Annotated in this window: 14 protein-coding genes; 5 read left to right on the top strand and 9 right to left on the bottom strand. The window is 75.3% G+C overall.

All coding sequences use genetic code 11. The features are described from left to right. Positions 1-10 precede the first annotated feature (10 nt). Entirely contained in the window at positions 11-1,015 is a 1,005-nt protein-coding gene (gene trpS, locus FMM08_RS01360; RefSeq protein WP_255471924.1) for a tryptophan--tRNA ligase, read from the bottom strand. Between the two features lie 131 nt (positions 1,016-1,146). Here trpS and FMM08_RS01355 point away from each other — a divergent pair, with 131 nt between their 5' ends. From FMM08_RS01355 to galK, 3 genes are all read left to right on the top strand, one after another. After that, a complete protein-coding gene (locus tag FMM08_RS01355; RefSeq protein WP_147924529.1) occupies positions 1,147-1,953 on the top strand; it encodes a DeoR/GlpR family DNA-binding transcription regulator in 807 nt (268 codons plus the stop codon). Between the two features lie 221 nt (positions 1,954-2,174). Continuing rightward, the gene (gene galT, locus FMM08_RS01350) at positions 2,175-3,314 is read left to right on the top strand and encodes a galactose-1-phosphate uridylyltransferase (RefSeq protein WP_187279456.1); all 1,140 of its coding nucleotides are present in this window, start codon (positions 2,175-2,177) and stop codon (positions 3,312-3,314) included. Next, complete coding sequence (gene galK, locus FMM08_RS01345) at positions 3,311-4,648, top strand: galactokinase (RefSeq protein ID WP_222710269.1); 1,338 nt, start codon at positions 3,311-3,313, stop codon at positions 4,646-4,648. The genes galT and galK overlap by 4 nt, the downstream gene beginning before the upstream one ends. 143 nt (positions 4,649-4,791) lie before the next feature. On the opposite strand, the gene FMM08_RS01340 is transcribed toward galK, so the two are convergent. From FMM08_RS01340 to FMM08_RS01305, 8 genes are all read right to left on the bottom strand, one after another. Further along, on the bottom strand, positions 4,792-5,682 hold the full coding sequence (locus FMM08_RS01340) for a putative endonuclease domain-containing protein (RefSeq protein WP_147924528.1): 891 nt from the start codon (positions 5,680-5,682) through the stop codon (positions 4,792-4,794). A 262-nt stretch (positions 5,683-5,944) separates the two neighbouring features. Further along, complete coding sequence (locus FMM08_RS01335) at positions 5,945-7,159, bottom strand: osmoprotectant NAGGN system M42 family peptidase (protein WP_255471922.1); 1,215 nt, start codon at positions 7,157-7,159, stop codon at positions 5,945-5,947. Positions 7,160-7,256: 97 nt separating this feature from the next. Beyond that, positions 7,257-8,855, bottom strand: coding sequence for a methyl-accepting chemotaxis protein (locus FMM08_RS01330; RefSeq protein ID WP_147924527.1), 1,599 nt, complete (start codon positions 8,853-8,855; stop codon positions 7,257-7,259). A 128-nt stretch (positions 8,856-8,983) separates the two neighbouring features. Beyond that, positions 8,984-10,771, bottom strand: a complete 1,788-nt coding sequence (gene ngg / locus FMM08_RS01325) for an N-acetylglutaminylglutamine synthetase (RefSeq protein ID WP_147924526.1) — start codon at positions 10,769-10,771, stop codon at positions 8,984-8,986. Beyond that, entirely contained in the window at positions 10,771-12,633 is a 1,863-nt protein-coding gene (locus FMM08_RS01320; protein ID WP_147924525.1) for an N-acetylglutaminylglutamine amidotransferase, read from the bottom strand. Before FMM08_RS01320 ends, ngg begins: the two co-directional genes overlap by 1 nt. A 75-nt stretch (positions 12,634-12,708) precedes the next feature. Further along, positions 12,709-13,134, bottom strand: a complete 426-nt coding sequence (locus tag FMM08_RS01315) for an ATP-binding protein (protein ID WP_147924524.1) — start codon at positions 13,132-13,134, stop codon at positions 12,709-12,711. Positions 13,135-13,232: 98 nt separating this feature from the next. After that, positions 13,233-14,063, bottom strand: a complete 831-nt coding sequence (locus tag FMM08_RS01310; protein ID WP_222710268.1) for an exodeoxyribonuclease III — start codon at positions 14,061-14,063, stop codon at positions 13,233-13,235. 84 nt (positions 14,064-14,147) lie between these two features. Next, positions 14,148-14,612 (bottom strand): SRPBCC family protein, encoded by a 465-nt coding sequence (locus FMM08_RS01305; protein WP_147924522.1) that lies wholly within the window; start codon positions 14,610-14,612, stop codon positions 14,148-14,150. A 171-nt stretch (positions 14,613-14,783) separates the two neighbouring features. Between FMM08_RS01305 and FMM08_RS01300 the strand changes: the two genes are divergently transcribed. Both FMM08_RS01300 and FMM08_RS01295 read left to right on the top strand, forming a co-directional pair. Then, the gene (locus tag FMM08_RS01300) at positions 14,784-16,778 is read left to right on the top strand and encodes a penicillin-binding transpeptidase domain-containing protein (RefSeq protein WP_147924521.1); all 1,995 of its coding nucleotides are present in this window, start codon (positions 14,784-14,786) and stop codon (positions 16,776-16,778) included. Between the two features lie 183 nt (positions 16,779-16,961). Next, positions 16,962-17,900, top strand: a complete 939-nt coding sequence (locus FMM08_RS01295) for a hypothetical protein (RefSeq protein WP_147924520.1) — start codon at positions 16,962-16,964, stop codon at positions 17,898-17,900. The last annotated feature ends 35 nt before the right edge of the window (positions 17,901-17,935 follow it).

Genomic DNA, 17,935 nt, shown 5'->3' with positions numbered 1-17,935 from the left:
ACGCGGCCCCTCAGCGGGGGGCGGGCAGCAGGCCCACCCGGTCGAAGGCGCGCGCCAGCACCGCCGAGGCGCGCTCGCGGGCGCGCTGCGCACCGCGGGCCAGCAGCGCGTCCAGCTCGGCCGGGTCGGCCAGGAGCTCCAGCGCGCGCTCGCGCACCGGGGCCAGGGCGGAGACCACCACGTCGGCGACCTCCACCTTGAGGTGGCCGTAGCCCTTGCCGGCGAACCGGTCCTCCAGGGAGGCGATGCTCTCGCCGGACAGCGCCGAGTGGATGGTGAGCAGGTTGGACACGCCGGGCTTCTCGGCCGGGTCGAACCGCACCTCGGTGCCCGTGTCGGTGACCGCCGAGCGGATCTTCTTGGCGGTCTTCTTCGGGTCGTCGAGGAGCTCGATGATCCCGTTGGGCGAGGACGCGCTCTTGCTCATCTTGGCGCCGGGGTTCTGCAGGTCGTTGACCTTGGCGGTGGCGGCGACGATGTGGACGTCGGGCACGACGAAGGTCTCGCCGTAGCGCGCGTTGAACCTCTGGGCGAGGTCGCGGGTGAGCTCCAGGTGCTGGCGCTGGTCCTCTCCGACGGGCACGCGGTCGGCGTCGTGGACGAGGATGTCCGCCGCCTGCAGCACCGGGTAGGCGAACAGGCCCACGTTCTGCTGGTCCGCCCCGAAGCGGGCGGTCTTGTCCTTGAACTGGGTCATGCGGCCGGCCTCGCCGAAGCCCGTGAGGCAGTTGAGCAGCCACGCCAGCTGCGCGTGCTCCGGGGCGTGGCTCTGCACGAAGAGCGTGGAGCGCTCCGGGTCGATGCCCGCCGCGAGGTACTGGGCGGCTGTGACGCGGGTGCGCTGGCGCAGCGCCTCCGGGTCGGGCGAGACGGTCAGGGCGTGCAGGTCGACCACGCAGTAGGTGGCGTCGTAGGTCTCCTGCATCGACACCCAGTTGACCAGCGCCCCCAGGTAGTTGCCGAGGTGGAGGGAGTCTGCGGTCGGCTGCATGCCGGAGAACAGGCGGGCTGGCACGCTCCCAGTCAACCACCAGCGGTCCGCGCCGCGGATCAGGCCGCGTCCGAGCGCTGGTCGGGCGGCTGGTCGTGCGGCTGGTCCCGTGCGCAGGTCCGGCACCGGGCGTCGAACGGCCGTAGCCTGCGGGGGTGCTCGCCCGGCAGCGCCAGGAGCGGATCCTGGAGGAGGTGCGCGCCCACGGCGGGGCGCGCGTCAGCGACCTCGTGAGCGCGCTCGGCGTCTCCGAGATGACCGTCCGCCGCGACATCACCATCCTCGCCGGGCGGGGCCTGGTCGCGCGGGTGCACGGCGGTGCCACGGCGCTGTCGGCGCGCGCCGAGGAGCCCGGCTTCAGCGCCAAGTCGCAGATGGCGCTGCCCCAGAAGGAGGCCATCGCCCGGGCCGCGGCCGCGCTGGTCGCCCCCGGCTCCTCGGTGGCCATCTCGGCGGGGACGACGACGCACGCCGTCGCGTCCGCCCTCGTGGACACCCCCGGCCTGACGGTGGTGACGAACTCCCTGCCGGTGGCGCAGGTGCTGCACGAGGCGTGGTGCGCCCCCGACGGGTCGAGCCTGTCGGGCGGGTCGGTGGTGCTCACCGGCGGGGAGCGCACCCCCTCGGACGCGCTGGTGGGGCCGGTGGCGGTGGCCGCGCTGCGGTCGCTCCACGTCGACACGCTGCTGCTGGGCGTGCACGGGGTCGACGCGCAGGCGGGTCTGACCACGCCGAACCTCGTCGAGGGCGAGACCAACCGGGCCCTCGTGGCGGCGGCGCGGCACGTGGTGGTGGTGGCCGACTCCTCCAAGTGGCACGTGGTGGGCCTGGCCGGCATCGCGGCGCTGGAGGACGTCGACGTGCTCGTCACGGACGACGGCCTGCCGCAGGCGGCCCGCGACCTGCTGGCGGCGCGGGTGGGGCGGCTGGTCGTCGCGGAGCGGGCTGCGGCGCTGGGCTGACGGCGGCGCTCGTCGTCGTCCCCGACCGCTGCCGGAGGTGCCAGCGGAGCCCGGGGCACACCTCACAAGAACCAACAGAACAACACACTTGCGAACACTTCCGCACAGCCCCACCTCGCGAGTAGCGTGCTCCGCGGGCCGGCGGAGCCGCCGCCCACCAGCGGCCGCGGCGCTGCGCAGCGACAGCTGAGAGCACAGGCCCCAGCACCAGGAGGACGTCGATGGCGCACGTGCGGCGCACCGACCGGCAGATGGCCGACGGCCGGCCCATCCACTACTTCGACGACACCGAGCCGTGGGTCTCCGGCGCGAATGCGCGCTCCGCCGTCGACACCCGCGACCTGCCGGCGGTGGCCACCACCTCGACGATGCGGTGGGACGTGCTGACCGGCGAGTGGGTCGCGCACGCCGCCCACCGCCAGGACCGCACCTTCATGCCCCCGGCCGACCTGTGCCCCCTGTGCCCGGCGCGCCCGGGCAAGGAGCCCGGCGAGGTGCCCGAGGCCGACTACGACGTGGTCGTCTTCGCCAACCGGTTCCCCTCCTACGCCGGGGCGGGCACGGACCTGGCCTCGCAGGCGGAGTCGCTCGTGGACGGCGAGGCGCTGTGGCCGGTGCGCCCGGCCGTCGGGCGCTGCGAGGTGGTCTGCTTCACCGCGGACCACTCCGCGACCTTCGCCTCCCTCCCCGTCTCGCGCGTGCGGACCGTGGTGGAGGCGTGGGCCGACCGGACGGCGGAGCTGTCGTCGCTGGCCGGCGTGCGCGAGGGCGGCGAGGTGTTCGTCTTCGAGAACCGCGGCAAGGAGATCGGGGTGACGCTGCAGCACCCCCACGGGCAGATCTACGCCTACCCCGCGCCCACCCCGCGCACCTCCCAGCTGCTCGTGCAGGCCCAGCGCCACCGCGCCGCGCACGGCACGTCGCTGCTGGCCGACGTGCTGGCCGCCGAGCAGCGCGCGGGCACCCGGGTCGTGCTGCGCGGGGAGCACTGGACGGCGTACGTGCCGGCCGCCGCGCGCTGGCCCGTCGAGTTCCACCTGGCGCCGCACCGCGACGTGCCCGACCTCGCGGCGCTGGACGCCGGCGAGCGCGACGAGCTGGCGCAGGTGTACTCGGAGATGCTCAAGCGGCTGGACCGGTACTTCGACGGGGTGGACGCGCTGCCGTACATCGCCGGCTGGCACCAGGCGCCGCTCGGCGCCGACCGCGACCTGGGCAGGCTGCACCTGCAGGCCTTCTCCGTGCTGCGCCAGCCCGGCAAGCTGAAGTACCTCGCCGGCTCGGAGTCCGGGGCCGGCGCCTGGATCAACGACACGACGCCGGAGCGGATCGCCGACCGGCTGCGGGAGGTGGCTTCGTGACGACGACGCCGACGACGGCGCAGGGCGCGCCGACCTGGCTGGAGGCGGCGCCCGCGTCGGCCGCGGCCGACGCGGCGGTGGCGCTGTTCGCCGGGCACTGGGAGGGCCAGGCCGACGGCGTGTGGTCCGCGCCCGGGCGGGTCAACCTCATCGGCGAGCACCTCGACTACAACGGCGGTCCGGTGCTGCCGCTGGCGCTGCCGCACAGCACGGTCGCCGCGGTGCGGGCCCGCCAGGACGGCGTGGTGCGGGTGGTCTCGGCAGCCGACCTGGGCGGGGAGCCCAGCGTCTGGCAGGGGCACCTGTCCGACGTCGGCCCCGGCGCGCCCGAGGGCTGGGCCGCCTACGTGGCCGGGGTGCTGTGGGCGCTGGCGCAGGCCGGGCACGCCGTCGGCGGTGTGGACGCCGCCGTCGTCTCGACCGTCCCCCTGGGCGCGGGGCTGTCGAGCTCGGCGGCGCTGGAGTGCGTGGTCGCCCTGGCCGTGGCGGACCTGGGCTCGCTGGGCGAGACCTCCGCCGACGCGTTCCGCGCCGAGCTGGCCGCGGCGTGCGTGCGGGCCGAGAACGAGGTGGCCCGCGCCTCCACCGGTGGCATGGACCAGGCGGCGTCGCTGCGGTGCACCGCTGAGCACGCGCTGAGGCTCGACAGCGCCACCGGGGCGGTGACCCAGGTGCCGCTGCCGCTGGCCGAGCACGGCCGGGCGCTGCTCGTCATGGACACCCGCGCCCCCCACCGCCACGCCGACGGCGAGTACGGCTCCCGGCGCGCGGCCTCGGAGCGGGCAGCGGAGCTGCTCGGGCACGGGCTGCTGGCCGAGGCCGTGACGGAGGCCGGGGGCACCGCGGAGGGCGCCGAGGCGGTGCTGGACCGGCTGCGCACGGCCGCGGCCGAGGCCGGAGAGGGCGCTGACCGCGTCGAGGAGCTGGTGCGCCGCACCCGCCACGTCATCAGCGAGACCGCCCGGGTGCACCAGGTGGTGTCGCTCCTCACGTCGGCGGCCCAGGGCAGCTGCGTGGGGGTCAGCGGCGTGGGCGCGGTGGCGTGCATCGACGACGTCGGCCCGGTGCTGTCCGCGTCGCACGCGTCGATGCGCGACGACTACGAGATCTCCTGCCCCGAGCTCGACGTGGTCTGCTCGGCGGCGGAGGCCGCCGGCGCGCTGGGCGCCCGGATGACCGGCGGCGGGTTCGGCGGGTCGGCGGTGGCCCTCGTGCGCGCCGGCACCGAGGAGGCCGTGGCGTCTGCGGTGCGGGCGGCGGCGCTGGAGGCGGGCCACCCCGAGCCGGCGTTCCTGCGGGCGCTGGCCTCCCCCGGAGCGTCCCGCCTGCGCTGACACCCTCCCCAGCTCTTCCCGCACTTTCCGCGGCGAGTGCTCCTTTCAGCCCCTCCTTCTCGCACTTTCCCCGGCAAGTGCGAGAAGGAGGGCAGGTTTTGGCGCACTTTCCTCGGCAAGTGCGCCGCCGGGGGGGACGGGAGTCAGACGCCGGCGATGCGCTCAGCAACGGCGCGGCGGACGGCGTCCTCGACCTCGCCGCGCCCCTTCATCCGCTCCGCCGTGATGTGGACGACCTTCCACCCGGCGTGGCGCAGAGCGTCGAGGCGCAGCCGGTCAGCGGTGAGCTGTCCCTCCACGAGCGTGCGCCACTTGCCCTCGTACTCGACGGCGATCTTCCACTCGATCAGCGCCAGGTCCACCCGCCCGACGAACACGCCGCTGCTGTCGAAGACGTCGACCTGCGGCTCCACCGCGAACCCGGCGCGCGTGAGGCGCACACGGCAGCGGGACTCGGGGATCGACTCCGCTCGGGGGTCGCACAGGTCGGCGGCCGCGCGGGCGGTGACGACGCCGTCGTCGTGCCGCGTCAGGAGCCAGGCCTTGAAGAGGTCGAGGTCCAGCAGACGTGCGCGGACGACGACGTCGAGCCGAGCGGTCCCCAGCTCGAGGCCGCACCTCGCCGCGAGGTCGAAACCCATGCGTTCACGTGACGCCGTGGGCACACCGCGCCACGTCGTGTCACCGAGCGGACCGCGCGACGCCGCGCGCAGCACGGTTCCGCGGGGGCCGGTGCGCCAGTCGCTGTGCGGGACGACCCATTCGACGTCGTCCCAGGTCTCGGCGAGCGGTGCTCCAGCGACGGTCGCGAGCGAGGTCCCCGTGAGCCGCGCCGACGGCGGGACGACGAGGGCTGCCCCGCGGCAGCGCAGGGCGTGGTCGACGGGGACGGACCGCGGTGCGCAGACCCCGTGGAAGAGGCGGCGCAGCCTGGGGTCGCGCAACTGGCTCGGGGTGAGGGCTCCCTGTTCGAGCGCGTCGGAGACGCGGAAGACGTCAGGGAGCTCGTCGGGCCAGGGGCGCTTCTTCGGCATGCGCGAACGGTGTCCGCTCCGGCGCTGAGCACCGCGCCCTCGCAGCTGCGCCTGTGGACGTCAGGGCCGCGGACCGGCCCTGTGGGCGGACGACGTGCTCGCAGTCGTCGTCCTCCGCCTCACCCTCTCTGCACTTGCCCCGGAAAGTGCGGCAACAGGTCCGGCAGAAGCGCACTTGCCGCGGCAAGTGCGGAAAGGGAGGGAGCAGGATCCGCACTTGCTGAGGAAAGTGGGCAGAGGGGGCGGTGCGGGAGGACCGGGGTCAGGCGCCGGTGGCGTCCTCGCGGGCGGGCTCGCGCGGCGCCGGCTGCACCGACTCCGAGGGAAACTCCTCCAGCGGGCCGGCGGCACGCCGGTCCCAGTCGGCGAAGACGAGGTCGGTCTGCAGGTAGAGCACCAGCAGCCGCGTCAGCGCCACCAGCCCCTCCAGGTGCGTGCGCTCGTGACCGTGCCCAGAGTCGACGCCGGCACCGATGAGCGCGGCCCGCGCCTCGATGCCCGCCTCCAGCGCGGGGGCGGCGTCGGAGCGGTAGTGGCGGTAGACGTCGCGGTGCGCGGGCACGTCGTGCTCGGCGGCGAGGGCCAGCAGCCGGCGCGACAGGTGGTAGTCGAACGGGCCGGTCATGTCCATCATCCCGACGTTGACCGTGCGCTCCGAGCTCGCCTGCCCAGCGGCCACCACGGCGTTGTCGACGGCGACCAGCTCGGAGATGTCGGGGTCGAGGCCGTGCGTGGCGCCGAAGCCGACCTCCTCGCCGATGGTCACGAGCAGCTGCGCGGTGACCCGCGGCTGGACGCCGGCGTCGGCCAGCGCCTTGAGCGCGGTGAGGCAGGCGGCGAGCCCGGCCTTGTCGTCGAGGTGGCGGCTCTTCACGAAGCCGCCCGGCGTGATGCGCGGGTCGGCGTCGAGGGCCACGAAGTCGCCGACCTGGATCCCCAGCGCCGCCAGCCCGGCGAGGTCGGTGACGGGCTCGTCGATGCGGACCTCCACCTGGTGCCAGCCGACGCCCTGGGTGTCGATGTCGTCGCCGAAGGCGTGCCCGGCGCTCAGCAGCGGCAGCACGGTGCCGGTGTAGACGCAGTCGGGGTCGTCGGTCATCACCGTGACGTGGGCGCCCTCGGAGAACCGCGCGCTGTGCGTGCCGACCGGCACCACCTCCAGGCGCCCGTTCTCCTTGAGGCGCTTGACCATGCACCCGATGGTGTCGGCGTGGACGACGACGGCGCGCCGCACCGTGCTGCCGGTGCCCAGGCGCGCGCGCAGCAGGCCGCGGCGGGTCAGGTCGAACGGCAGCCCGAGCGCCGAGATGCGGTCTCCCACGAGCTGCATCACCGCATCGGTGCGACCTGACGGGCTCGGGGTGAGCAGCAGGTCGACCATCGTGGAGCGCAGGTAGTCCTCGTCGACCGGCAGGTCACGGGGCTGGTCGGCGTTCTGGTCGACGGTCGGGGCGGACGGCGGAGGTGCAGCGGTCACGGCCGATCACGCTAGGACCGCAGGCCTCCCGCGTCGCGCTGAACGGCTCCAGAGCCGTCCTGAGCCGTCCTGAGGCGTCCTGAGGCGTCCTGAGCCGTCAGAGGGTGAACGTGGACACCGCGCGGCGCATCTCCTCGGCGGTGCCGGCCAGCTCCTCAGCGGTGCGCGTCGCGGCCTCCGCGCTGCTGGTGGTGCGCGCCGCCCCGCTGGCGACACCGCCGATGCCGGCGCTGATCTCGCGCGTGCCCGAGGACACCTCGTTGACCGAGCGGACCATCTCGGCCGTCGTGGCCGACTGCTCCTCCACCGCCGAGGCGACGGTGGCCTGCAGGGCGTCGATCCGCCCGATGACCTCGCTGATCTGCTGGATCGCCGCGGTCGCGTCCACGGCGTCGGCCTGGGTCGCCTGCACCCGGGACACGATCTGCTCGGTGGCGCGGGCGGTCTGCCCGGCGAGGTCCTTCACCTCGCCGGCCACCACCGCGAAGCCCTTGCCGGCCTCCCCGGCGCGGGCGGCCTCGATCGTCGCGTTCAGCGCCAGCAGGTTGGTCTGCTCCGCGATGGAGGTGATGAGCTTGACCACCTCACCGATCTCGCGGCTCGAGGTGCCCAGGCGCCGCAGGATCGCGTCGGCCTGCTCCGCGGTGGCCACCGCGTCGGCGGCGGTCTGGGCGGCGGTGGCCGTCGAGGAGGCGATCTCCCCGATGGCGGAGGTCATCTCCTCGCCCGCAGCGGCGATGGTCCCCATCGAGGCGGAGATCTCCTCCGAGGCCCCGGCCACCACCTGGGCCTGCGCGGAGGACTCCTGCGCCCCGGCGGAGAGCTGGCCCGCCACGCCGGCCAGCTCGGCGGAGGTCGCCGAGAGGGCGTCGGCGCGCTGGGTGATGCTGCGCACCACGCCGGCCAGCTGGTCGACGGAGGCGTCGGTGGCCACGGCCAGGCGACCCACCTCGTCCTTGCTGGCGATGCCGGTGCGCTGGTCGAGCCGCCCCTGCGCCAGGCCCTGGACCACCTCGAGGACCCGGGCGAGCGGACGCCCGATGCTGCGCGTGAGCACCACGACCATGCCGACCGCCGCCAGGACGGCCAGCGCCGAGACGACCACCACCGCCCAGCGCGCCCAGGAGGTCTCGGAGGCGCCCGCCGCGTGCTCCGCGGCCGCCTGCTCCAGCTCGACCTGCTGCAGCTGCAGCACGAACTGGCCGACCATGCCGATGAGCGCGCGCGTGGCCTGCAGGCGCTCGGAGGTGGTGGTCAGGTCACCGGCGGCGGCCGCCTCCAGGACCGGCGGGCGCGTCACGGTCCAGGCGTCGAGGGTGTGCCCGACGGTGGCCACCGTCACGCGGTCGGCCGCGGGCCCGGTGGCCAGGTAGTCCTTCCACTGGTCGGCGAGGGCGGTCTCGCTCTTCTGCACCGACTCCAGGGCCAGCGACGTGCCACCGGGGCGCTGGCCCTCGCGCGCCACGGCCACGTTGAGCGCCTCCAGGTCTCGCGCCAGGGCCACGTGGTCGGCGTAGACGCGGCCGATGGAGGTGAGGGCGCGCACGTTGCCCTCGGCGACCTCCGTGAGCCGCTGCTGCGCGCGGTCGAGGGAGACGGCGCACAGCGCGCCGAGCGCCACGAAGACCACGGTGATCACGGTGAAGGCCGCGACGAGCCTGGTCGTGATGCTCGTGTCGTGCAGGCGGCTGCGCATCAGAGGGTCTCCCGGTGGTGCGTCGAGGGTCGTCGACCCTTGGCTTCGGCACCTCCGGGACCCACCTGAGCGCGCGTCCGGACGCTCACCCGGACGCGGGGGGCCGTCCTGCCCGGGCGCGGGCGGGGTCAGCGGCGGGTCTCGGGGAACAGCAGGTCCACGAAGCGCTCCGCGGTGGGCTGGGGCTCGTGGTTGGCCAGCCCCGGCCGCTCGTTCGCCTCGATGATCACGTACTGGTCGCCCTCGACGTCCGGCACGAGGAAGTCCAGGCCGGTCACGGGGATGCCGATGACCCTGCTCGCGCGGCGCGCCGCCTCGGCGACGACGGGGTGGAGGCGGTCGGTGACGTCCTCGATGGTGCCTCCGGTGTGGAGGTTGGCGGTGCGCCGCACCGCGAGCACCTCGCCCCGGGGCAGGACGTCGTCCATGCGGTACCCGGCGTCGGCGACCACGGCCTCGGTGGTCTCGTCGAGCGGCACGGTGCTCTCCCCGCCGGTGGCCTGCGCGCGGCGCTTGGAGTGGCGGCGCACGAGGTCGGTGATGGTGTCGCGCCCGTTGCCCACCACCTGCGCCGGTCGGCGCACCGCGGCGGCCACCACCTCGTGGTCGATGACGACGACGCGGAGGTCCTCGCCGTCCACGCGCTGCTCCACCACGACGTCCGGGCAGAAGGTCAGCGCGCGGCGCACGGCGGCGGCCAGCGCGTCGTCGTCGGCGACGCCCACGGTGATGCCGCGGCCCTGCTCCCCCCGGGCGGGCTTGACGACGACGTCGCCGACCTCGGCGAGCAGGGCGCGGGCTGCGCCGAGGTCGTCGTCGGGTCCGGCGGCGGCTCCGGTGACCTCGACCGCCCGGGGCACCGCCAGGCCGGCGCGGGACAGCAGCCGGGAGGTGACGCGCTTGTCGTCGCAGCGGCTCATGGCGACGGCGCTGGTGAGCTCGGACAGCGACTCCCGGGTCAGCACGCTGCGCGCGCCGGAGGAGATCCGCAGCTCCCCCGACGGCGCGTCGGTGACCTCCACCCGCAGCCCTCGGCGCAGCGCCTCGTCGGCGATGATCCGCGCGTAGGGGTTGACGTCGTCCAGGCCCGCCGGGACCGGGGAGTACAGCGCCTGGTTGATGGGGTTCTTGCGCTTGACGCACACCGCGGAGGTGGGCGAGAAGCCGAGCTTGCGGTAGAGGGCGATGGCGCCGGAGTTGGAGTGCAGCACCGACAGGTCGAGGTGCGCCCGGCCGCGGGCCGCGTAGCGCTCGGCCAGGCGGCGCACGAGCGCCTCGCCCGTCCCCGGCGGTGCGGCGTCCGGGTCGACCGCGAGGCACCACAGGCTGGACCCGCCCTCGGGGTCTCCGAAGGCGAGGACGTGGTCGACGCCGGTCACGGTGCCCACCACCTTGGGCGCCGCGTGGGCTCCTCCGTCGGCGCCGGATCCCAGGGTGCGCTGGTCGAGCGCCACGAGGTGGGTGAAGGTGCGGGTGCGCTGGTTGGCCCACATCGTGTCGACGTCGGCCTCGACCATGCGGGCCCGCGCGTAGATGCGGTTGACCTGCTCGAGCTCCTCCCGGGCCTGCACGGTGCGCACCTCGACGTCGCGGACGGCGTCGCGGCGCTGGCGGTAGGTGTGCAGGTCGAGCCGGTAGGTGTAGGAGGGGTCCACGAACAGCTCGTGGGGGGAGGTGCCCACGAGCACCTGCGGGTCGGGCACGTAGCAGGCGATGTCGCGCTTGCCGCTGGCCTCGTCGCGCAGGGCGTCGAGCACGCCGGCCGGGTCGTCGAAGGTGCTGCCGAACACCAGCCGGCCCCACCCCATGTCGAGGACGACGTCGGGGTCGAGGCCGTGCCGGGGGTGGCCGCCGCCGCGCGGGCGCCCGCGCAGGCCGGCCACGGGGCGGTGCCGCCGCACGGAGGGGACCCCCATCAGCGCACCCCGTGCTTCTGCAGCCAGAGCTCCAGCAGCCCCAGCTGCCACAGGCGGTTGCCCTTCAGGGGCGTCAGCTCCGCGTTGGGGGCGGCGAGGAGCTCCTCCACGGCCTGCGGCCGGAACAGGCCCCGGTCGCGGGCGGCGTCGCTCGTGAGGGCGTCGCGCACGAGGTCGAGCACGCCGCCCTCCAGGTGCGTGAGCGCGGGGACGGGGAAGTAGCCCTTGGGCCTGTCGATGACCTCGGTCGGGATGGTGCGCCGCCCGATGGCCTTGAGGATCCCCTTGCCGCCGTCGGCGAGCTTGAGCTCGGGCGGCACCTGGGCGGCGAGGGTGACGAGGTCCTGGTCGAGGAAGGGCACGCGGGCCTCCAGGCCCCACGCCATGGAGGTGTTGTCGACCCGCTTGACCGGGTCGTCGACGAGCATGACCTCGGTGTCGAGGCGCAGGGCGGCGTCGACGGCGGTGGCCGCGCCGGGCCGGCCGAGGTGCGCCGCCACGAAGGCGCGGGAGGCGTCGGACCCGCCCTCGGCGAGCATCCCCTCGAGGACGCCGTCGCCGACCAGCCACGACATCCCTCCGGGTCCGTCGGGTCCCCGGTCGAAGAACGCGCGGGCGTAGCTGTCCGTGGCGGCGTCGACGTCGAACCCACCCCCCGGCGCGGCCGGCACCTGCGCCATCGGCGGGTACCAGTGGTAGCCGGCGAAGACCTCGTCAGCGCCCTGGCCGGACTGCACCACGCGGATCTCCCGCGCCACCTGCTGGCAGAGCAGGTCGAAGGCGACGACGTCGTGGCTGACCATCGGCTCGCTCATCGCGCCGATGGCGTGCCCGAGCGCGTCGACGAGGGACGGGCTGTCGACGGCGATCTTGTGGTGGTCCGTGCCGTAGTGCGCAGCGATGACGTCCGAGTACTGGAACTCGTCGCCCTCGCGACCACCGGCGGCGTCGAAGCCGATGGAGAAGGTGGCCAGGCCGGTCTGCCCCTCCTCGGCGAGCAGGCCGACGATGAGGCTGGAGTCGAGCCCTCCCGAGAGCAGCACCCCGACGGGCACGTCGGCGACGAGGCGGCGGCGGACGGCGGTGCGCAGCGCCTCCTCCACGGCGTCCTCCCAGTCGCGCGCGGACCAGCCCGCCTTAGCGGAGTCGCGCTCGTAGGTGGGCTGCCAGTAGACGCGGTCGCGGAAGCCGTCGGCGCCGCACCCGGGCTCGTAGACGCGCACGGTGGCGGGCGGCAGCTTGCGCACGCCGCGCAGCACGGTGCGCGGGGCGGGGACGACGGCGTGCCAGCTCAGGTAGTGGTGCAGCGCCACCGGGTCGATGGAGGTGTCGAGGGTGCCGTCGCGGCGACCGGCCTCGACGAGCGCCGGCAGGCTGGAGGCGAACCTGACGGCACCGCGGCTCTCGGCGAGGTAGAGCGGCTTGATGCCCAGCCGGTCGCGGGCCATGACCACGCGTCCGGTGCGCGGCTCGTGGAGGACGACGGCGAACATCCCCACCAGGTGGTCGACGAAGTCGTCGCCCCACTGGCGGTAGGCCTTGAGGATCACCTCGGTGTCGGAGGTGGAGCGGAAGCGGTGGCCCTTGCCGCTCAGCTCCTCGCGCAGCTGCGGGTAGTTGTAGATGCAGCCGTTGAAGACGGCGACGAGCTCGTCGCCGTCCTCGCCGTCGAGCATGGGCTGCGCACCGGCCTCGGACAGGTCGATGATCGCCAAGCGGCGGTGCGCGAGGGCCACCGGGCCGCGCGCCCACTCGCCCTGCCCGTCGGGACCGCGGGGCGCCAGCACCTCCGACATGCACCGCACCGCGCCCGCGTCGGCCGCGGCGCCGTCGAACCTGAGCTCACCGGAGAGTCCGCACACCCGGGTCACCCAACCGTCCACGTGCTGCGAGCGCCACCCGGTCGGGCGGCATCCGTCCCTTGCGGGAGAGGTGCCTCAGCGGTCGAGGCGGTACCAGGCCACGCGCTGACCTGCACCGCAGCGAACGTCCCACGCGCTGGTGAGCATGTCCAGCAGCTGCTCGCTGTGCCCGGCGATCGCGGGCACCGGCTCACCGGGGCGCCGCTCCGCGGCGGTGGTGACGGTGAGCTGCACGCGGCGCGGCCCGAGGGAGAGCTCCACGCGGAGGTCCTCCCCGGCGCCGTGGCGGACGCCGTCGGTGGCGAGCTCGGAGGCGAGCAGCACGGCGGCGTCGATGAGGGACCTGTCGGTGACGCCGTGGTCGGACAGGGCGTCGTCCACGAGGAGGCGCACGTGGCCGACGGACGCCGGCACGCGCGCCATGGTCAGCTCGGCGACCGGCGCTCCACCGGCCAGCAGGGTGACCGGCGCCAGCCCACCCCGCGCTGCCTGCTCAGGCATGCGGACGACGGTAGCCCCGGACGGGCCGCCACGCCCGGCGACCGACCAGGTCGGCGGGGTGGAGGCGCCCGGTGTCCCCCCTGCGGGTCATCGCGGGGTCAGCCGCCGTACACGGCGACGACGGGCGCGTGGTCGCTGAAGCGCTCCGCGTAGGTGGCGGCCCGGTCCACCTCGCAGGAGGTCGCGCGCTCGGCCAGGCCGGGGGTGGCCCACTGGGCGTCGATGCGCCAGCCGGTGTCGCGGTCGAAGGCCTGCCCGCGCCAGCTCCACCAGGAGTAGGGGCCGTCGACGGGACCCGCGAGCTGGCGGGCGACGTCCACCCACCCCTGCGCGGACCAGCCGTCGAGGTGGGCCCGCTCCTCGGGCAGGAAGCCCGCCTTCTTGAGGTTGCCCTTCCAGTTCTTGATGTCGCGCTCGGTGTGGGCGATGTTGAGGTCGCCGCACACCACGGCCTGGGGGCCACCGGCCGCCGCTGCGGCGTGGAGCGCGGTCATCCGCGCACCGGCGGCGTCGAGGAAGGCCATCTTGTCGTCCTGCTTGGGGGTGCCCGCCTCGCCGGAGTGGACGTAGACGGACACGACGGTGAGGAGGCCGGTGGGGCTGGCGGGGGTCTCGACGTCCAGCTCCACCCAGCGGCCGGTGCCGTCGAACCGCGCGTCGAGGGTGGTGCGCGACCCGCGGACGGGCAGGCGGGTCGCCACGGCGACGCCCGCGCGCCCCTTGCTGCCGGCGTCGGTCGGCTCGACGTGCGCCACGTGCCAGCCCCCACCGAGGGAGTCCTCCAGGAGACCGGTGAGGGTGGCGTCGTCGGCGCGGACCTCCTGCAGGGCCAGCACGTCGGGCCGGCGCTGCTCGAGCCAGGCGGGCATGCCGCGGCGGACCGCGGCCCGGATGCCGTTGACGTTCACGGTGGCGAGGCTGAGGGGCACCCGCCGATCCTGCCTCACGCGGTGATCATGGGCGGAGGGCCGGTCCCCGCAGCGGGACCGGCCCTCCGGACGTGCGTCGTCGGCTCAGCTCTCGTTGCCCGCGGGGACGTCACCGCGCCAGGCGCCGGTGGGCGCGCCCTGCTCCTCGATGAAGGTCTTGAACTTCTTGAGGTCGGCCTGGACCTGGTGGTCGTCGACGTTGAACGCCGAGCCGACCTTCTCCACGAGGCCCTCGGGCTCCCAGTCCATCTGCACGGTGACGCGGGTCTGGGAGTCTCCGAGGCGGTGGAAGGTGACGACACCGGCGTGCGTCGGGCCGTCGGTGGACTTCCACGCGACGCGCTCGTCGGGGTGCTGCTCGGTGATGACGGTGTCGAACTCGCGCTCGACGCCACCGACCTTCGTGGTCCAGTGGGTGTGCGTGTCGTCGACCTGGCGGATCGACTCGACCCCGCCCATGAAGGCGGGGAAGGACTCGAACTGCGTCCACTGGTCGTAGGCCCGGCGCACGGGGACGTCGACGTCGATGCTCTTGGTCACGGTGGTCATGCCGATCTCTACCCCGTCGGTGCCGGCCCACACGTGCGGGTCCTGCCGTTACCGGCGTGCGGGACGGCCCGGTCCGGTTGACTGCGCAGGGTGCCCGGACGACGAGCCGCAGCCCCCGCCGCCCGCCCTGAGCGAGGCCGCCGGGGTCCTCGGAGCCCGCGACGGACCACCGTGCTGGTCGCGTCCGGGGTGGCCGTGGCCCTCGCGGCCGGTGGCGCGGTCACGGCGGTGGTCTGGCAGGGCCGCGAGCGGGACCGCGACGACGCCGCCCGGGCGGCCGCGGCGGCGCTGGCAGCGGGGATCACCGCGGGCGACCTCGGCGGTGCGCGGCTGGTGGACGACGCCGGCGCGCCCGACGCCGCCGCACCGGAGGTGCTCACCACCACCCTGGAGGGGATGGACGGCCTGCGCCCGCGGGTGTCGGTGAGCTCGGTCCAGCGCGACGGCGAGGCGGCCACCGCGAGGCTGGCGGTCAGCTGGCCGGTGGGCCAGGGGTGGGCCTACGCGACCGAGGTGCCGCTGCGACCCGTCGCCTCCGGCGCGGGGACGTGGGGCGCGGTCTTCGCGCCGGCGGTGGTGGAGCCGAGCCTGACGGCCGGCGAGCGGCTCGCGGTGCAGCGCACGCCGGCGCAGCGCGGCCAGGTGCTGGGCCGCGACGGCGCCGCGATCGTCGCCGACTCCCCCGTCGTGGACGTCGGGGTGCAGCCGAGCCGCACGACCGACCCCGCGGGCCTGGCCGCTCAGCTGGCCGGGCTGCTCGACGTCAACGGCGACGATCTCGCCCAGCGGGTCACCAGCGCCTCCCCCGATGCCTTCGTCCAGGTCATCACGCTGCGGCGCGCCGACTACGACGCGATCAGCGCGCAGCTCAAGCCGCTGCCGGGCACGGTCTTCCGGGAGGCGTCGCTGCCGCTGGCGCCCACCCCGGCGTTCGCCCGCGCGCTGCTGGGCAGGGTCGGGCAGGCCACGCAGGAGCTGGTCGACGCCAGCAGCGGGCGCATCGCCGACGGTGACACCACCGGCCTGTCGGGGCTGCAGCGCACCTACGACGAGCGCCTCGCCGGCACCGCCGGGACCGCGGTGCAGGCGGTCGCCGTCAAGGGTGCAGCGCAGGACGCGGAGCAGGGTGGGCCGAGGTCGCTGTTCACCTCCGACCCGGTGGCGGGGCAGCCGGTGCAGCTGTCGCTGGACGCCCGCGTGCAGCAGGCCGCCGACGCGGCGCTGGCCACCGCGACGAGCAAGGACGCCCAGCCGGCCGCGGCGCTGGTCGCGGTGGACGTGCCCAGCGGTGACCTCCTCGCCGTGGCGAACACCCCCACGACGGGGGCCGACCGCGCCCTGGACGGGCGGTACCCGCCCGGGTCCACCTTCAAGGCGGTCAGCACGACCGCGCTGCTGACCACGGGGCTGACGCCCGACCAGGCCGTGCCCTGCCCGGCGACCGCGACCGTGGACGGGCGCAGCTTCCGCAACTTCGAGGGCGAGGCCCTGGGAGACGTGCCGTTCGCCGTCGACTTCGCGCAGTCGTGCAACACGGCCTTCGTGGGGCTGTCGGACCGGTTGGGCGCGAGCGACCTGCCCGACGCCGCCGCCGCGGTGGGGATCGGGGGCGGCTGGGACGCCGGGCTCGGCGTGGACGCCTTCACCGGCGACGTGCCCGCCGACGACGACCCCGTGGCCCGCGCCGCGGCCACCATCGGCCAGGGCACGGTGCTGGCCAGTCCGGCGGCGATGGCCGTGGCCGCCTCCACGATCGCGCGCGGCAGCTGGACGGCGCCCCGCCTCGTGCTCGACCCCGCCCCCGCCTCGGCCGGTCCGTCAGCCGATCCGTCGGCCAGCGCGTCGGCCAGTGGATCGACCAGCGCCTCGGCCAGCACCTCCGCGGCGCAGCCGCAGCCGGACGCCGCACGCCTCGCCGTCGTCAGCGACCTCATGCGGCGGGTCGCGACGTCCGGCACGGCCAGCGCCCTGGCCGACGTGCCCGGCGCCCCCGTGCACGCCAAGACCGGCACCGCTGAGTACGGCTCCGGGGATGCACCGCCCACGCACGCGTGGGTGATCGGCTTCCAGGGCGACCTGGCCTTCGCGGTGCTCGTGGAGAACGGCACCAGCGGCGGCACCACCGCGGTGCCGGTGGCGGAGGCCTTCCTGCGGGCCCTGGCCTGAGGGCGGCACCGGGTCCGCCGACGACCTCGACGCCCTCCACCACACCACCTCTTCACCCTTCTTGACCACCGCTTGACCCGCCCTTGACCTGCGCTTGGTTGTTCTCGGTGATCTCGGGTGGCAGGTTCGTGGGAGCGCTGCCCGCCGGGTCGCGCCTCCGTCGCACGCCGCCCACGAGGACCCATGACCAGCCCGGCCAGCACCCCCGCCCACCCGCTGGGCGCAGCGCTCGCCTCCACCTGGAGCCGGTGGTGCTCCCTCGTGTCCGCGACCGGGCGGACGGCCTGGGTGGTGGGGGCGGTGCTGCTGGCGCTGGGAGCCGCCGAGCTGGTGCGGGGACGGCCGCTCGACGCCGTGGCCGCGGCGGGGGTCCTGTGCCTGGTGGCCGTGCGCACGAGCGCGGCCGTGGCGCGGCCTCGGCGCCGAGCGGCGGCGGCGCGGGCGCGGGGGCGCGCCGCGGCGGAGGCCGAGGTCCGGGCGCGGGTGAGGCAGGAGCTGGCCCGGTCCGAGTCCGGGCCAGCAGCGACGGTGCCGCAGGTCGCAGCCCCCCTGGCGGCTGCGGCCCCGGCGACCCCCGCAGCCCCTTCGGGGCCTCCGACGCTGGCCGTGCAGCACCGCGCCTGGGACCTGGAGCGCGGCCGGCCCAGCGGCGAGCCGTTGAGCACCGCCGGTGCGCGCGGCAGGTTCGACGCCGGCGAGCCGGTGACGGTGCTGGTGGGCTCGCCGGACGCGCCAGACGCGCCCACGAGCGTCCTCGAGGTGCGCGACCGCGGGCGCGAGGTGGTCGTCACCCGCCTCGACCGCCACCAGCGCCCCTCGCTGCGCCACATGTGGGCGGTCCCGACCTCCGAGCCGGGCTGGCCGGAGCACCGGCTGCTGCTCCGGGAGGTGGAGGTCACCGGCTACGACGACGACCGGCGCCCCCCGGACCATGCACCGACCACCACGGAGACGTACCGCTTCACGCCCGACGGCACGGTCAGCGGGGAGCGCGTGCACGTGCTCAGCGGCGAGGTGAGCACGCTGGTGGGACACGACCCGGCAGGTCTGCAGGTCGAGGACGTCCCGCGCTTCGGCGACTGGGCCGCCCTGCTCGACAGCGAGCGCAGCACCTCCCCCTGAGCGCCCCCGAGAGGCGGGTCCGCCGGGGGCGGGGC

Source organism: Quadrisphaera setariae (assembly GCF_008041935.1).
Classification (GTDB): Bacteria; Actinomycetota; Actinomycetes; order Actinomycetales; family Quadrisphaeraceae; genus Quadrisphaera; species Quadrisphaera setariae.
The sequence above is the reverse complement of the archived record's forward strand: the minus strand, read 5'-3'. Positions and strand labels throughout refer to the sequence as shown.

Excerpts from the sequence above, each read along its gene's own strand:
- FMM08_RS01295 (WP_147924520.1), top strand. The coding sequence starts at position 16,962 with ATGACCAGCCCGGCCAGCACCCCCGCCCACCCGCTGGGCGCAGCGCTC.
- ngg (WP_147924526.1), bottom strand. The coding sequence starts at position 10,771 with ATGGGGGTCCCCTCCGTGCGGCGGCACCGCCCCGTGGCCGGCCTGCGC.
- galT (WP_187279456.1), top strand. The coding sequence starts at position 2,175 with ATGGCGCACGTGCGGCGCACCGACCGGCAGATGGCCGACGGCCGGCCC.
- FMM08_RS01305 (WP_147924522.1), bottom strand. The coding sequence starts at position 14,612 with ATGACCACCGTGACCAAGAGCATCGACGTCGACGTCCCCGTGCGCCGG.
- FMM08_RS01340 (WP_147924528.1), bottom strand. The coding sequence starts at position 5,682 with ATGCCGAAGAAGCGCCCCTGGCCCGACGAGCTCCCTGACGTCTTCCGC.
- FMM08_RS01315 (WP_147924524.1), bottom strand. The coding sequence starts at position 13,134 with ATGCCTGAGCAGGCAGCGCGGGGTGGGCTGGCGCCGGTCACCCTGCTG.
- FMM08_RS01330 (WP_147924527.1), bottom strand. The coding sequence starts at position 8,855 with ATGCGCAGCCGCCTGCACGACACGAGCATCACGACCAGGCTCGTCGCG.